This is a genomic window from Enterobacter sp. 148H3 (genome assembly GCF_034107425.1).
GTDB lineage: Bacteria > Pseudomonadota > Gammaproteobacteria > Enterobacterales > Enterobacteriaceae > Enterobacter > Enterobacter vonholyi.
On record NZ_JAWNEI010000037.1, the window covers coordinates 1 to 2,466 of the forward strand.

Below are 2,466 nucleotides of genomic sequence, written 5' to 3' on the forward strand. Positions count from 1 at the left end.
TAGGCTCTTAAGCACAAAATCTCTGCTACACTCTATAATCCATTGTTTGAAAAGATTAAGTGCGTCACTATTATGGTTGTTTCGTGATTTTTGTAAACTCAACCAATAACCTCCAAGAGTGGCATAAATTTCAAAAGGTTTTACCACTGAACGCTCATTTAGTTCTCTTTGGAACATATGATAAGGAACCAATGCTGCATAATCACCTAATTTTACAGCGTCTATCATATGCCTTGTCGAGTCAAAGACAGGCCCGTTAACCGGCCAAGGAGCGATTCCAGCTGCTTTAAACCAGTTATTCCATTCATCCTTTCGGTAAGATCGCACTAAGCAAATGTTTTTTAAGTCTGCTGGAATAGACAGTTTCTTGGATGTTCTCGGGGAGCATAATATTGTATGCGGCGCTTGAAACAGTAATATATTTTCCGTATTAATCCATCCTCCTGAACCAAATCTAATAGAAGCGTCAATACCTTCTGCAGCAAGGTTGACTACATTATTATGCGTTAATATTCTGATATCAATCCATGGGTTCTCATTAAGAAAATCAGTAACCCGAGGAAGTAGCCATCCTATTGCAAAAGTTCCAACAACAGCAATGGTAAGTACTTCTTTAATCTTACCCTCATGGAATCTATCCAGCGCAGAATTCATCATTTGCAAAGCTTCTGTAATCGAAGGCAAAAGATGCAAACCTTCATCGGTTAACTGTAAACCGCGCGGTACTCTTGTAAAAAGAGCCACACCAAGCATCTGTTCAAGTGTTCTGACCTGCTGACTCACAGCAGCCTGACTTACATGAAGTTCTAGCCCGGCTTTTGTAAAATTTAGATATCTTGCCGAGGCTTCAAAAGCGCGTAATGCATTTAATGGTAATCTGGCACGCATAGCATCCAAAAGAAAAAGTTATGGCTGAATGAAAATTATATTGCTTCAAAGAAAAAAAAACAACTGTATAATCGCTCTCTATTGGTACTTTGAATAGAAATTTGCATAAGGTGAAATCATGTCGTTTAATGTAAAATCGAGTGGTATAGCAATCTTCTTTAGCTCTTGTTTAATTTCAACAGCATTTTTTTCACAGGCCAATACAAATGGAACCGATGAGATTAATAAACTTGAAAAAGACTTCAATGGAAGGATTGGTGTCTACGCTTTAGATACAGGCTCTGGTAAATCATTTTCATACAGAGCGAATGAGCGATTTCCTCTGTGTAGTTCTTTTAAAGGTTTCTTAGCTGCCGCTGTACTAAAGAGCTTTCAAGATAATCAACTTAATATTTATCAGATTGTAAATTACAATACAAGGAATTTAGAATTCCATTCACCCATTACAACAAGATATAAAGAAAATGGAATGACTCTAGGCGATATGGCTGCCGCCGCGTTACAATATAGCGACAATGGTGCTACTAATATTATTCTTGAACGTTATATCGGTGGTCCTGAAGGTATGACTAAGTTCATGCGGTCGATTGGAGATGATTATTTTAGACTAGACCGTTGGGAATTAGATCTAAACACAGCTATTCCAGGCGATGAACGTGACACATCCACTCCGGCAGCAGTAGCTAAAAGTTTAAAAAACCTTGCTTTGGGCAATATACTTAATGAAGATGAAAAGCAAACATATCAGACATGGTTAAAGGGTAATACAACCGGCGCAGCGCGTATTCGTGCTAGCGTACCAACAGATTGGGAAGTTGGCGATAAAACCGGTAGTTGTGGAGCATACGGTACAGCAAATGATTATGCTATTGTCTGGCCAAAGAACAGGGCTCCTCTTATTATTTCTGTATACACTACTAAAAGTGAAAAAGAAGCCAAGCATGATGATAAGGTAATCGCAGAAGCTTCAAGGATTGCAATTAGAAACCTTAAATAAACCTATCTGTAGCCATTACTATATTGTGATGGCGTGACTTTTATCATGAAAGCAAATAAGATTTATATCTGTTTATCATTAGTTATGAGTAGTTGGTCAACATATGCTCAGTGTGATTTTATCGCCAATGATTCGATTGTGGTAGATATCGCAAACAACCTAGAATGGCAGGCTTGCACTTTCGGCATGCAATGGGATAAAAAAAATGGATGTACTGGAGAACCAACTCCTCTTACTCTGAGCGAAGCTTTTGAAGAAGCAACAAAAAAAGGGTACGGGTGGAGACTGCCAAATATAGAAGAATTATCTTTACTATCCTCAAAAAAATGTCTTGAAAATAATCTTTTCAGATCGTATTTTGACATACCACAAGATAATGGTGAAGGAGCATCGCCTTATTGGAGCTTTACTCTAATTCAAAACATACCTTATTTGTATTATACATTTGATATGATCAACAATGATATTGATGGGCATACTATTGAAATGGCTTATCCTGTTCGGTTTGTAAGACATGCTGGGGCTGCCCCCCAAAAAAACAGACAGTAGATATACCGTATACTATTATGTATTAGAGCCTG

At 37.9% G+C, this 2,466-nt stretch carries 3 protein-coding genes; 2 read left to right on the forward strand and 1 reads right to left on the reverse strand.

Annotated features, from left to right (window positions below):
* The coding region (locus tag USH94_RS22330) for a LysR family transcriptional regulator (protein WP_320731344.1) at window positions 1–888 on the reverse strand (888 nt) is incomplete at its 3' end.
* A gap of 118 nt (window positions 889–1,006) precedes the next feature.
* Here USH94_RS22330 and USH94_RS22335 point away from each other — a divergent pair.
* Together USH94_RS22335 and USH94_RS22340 are read left to right on the forward strand one after the other, a co-directional pair.
* Entirely contained in the window at window positions 1,007–1,885 is an 879-nt protein-coding gene (locus USH94_RS22335) for a carbapenem-hydrolyzing class A beta-lactamase IMI-27 (RefSeq protein ID WP_111966200.1), read from the forward strand.
* 45 nt (window positions 1,886–1,930) lie between these two features.
* The gene (locus USH94_RS22340; protein ID WP_111966199.1) at window positions 1,931–2,434 is read left to right on the forward strand and encodes a DUF1566 domain-containing protein; all 504 of its coding nucleotides are present in this window, start codon (window positions 1,931–1,933) and stop codon (window positions 2,432–2,434) included.
* Window positions 2,435–2,466: the final 32 nt, after the last annotated feature.

Bases quoted from the DNA above. Each gene is read 5' to 3' on its own strand.
- USH94_RS22335 (WP_111966200.1), top strand. From the start codon at position 1,007: ATGTCGTTTAATGTAAAATCGAGTGGTATAGCAATCTTCTTTAGCTCT.
- USH94_RS22340 (WP_111966199.1), top strand. From the start codon at position 1,931: ATGAAAGCAAATAAGATTTATATCTGTTTATCATTAGTTATGAGTAGT.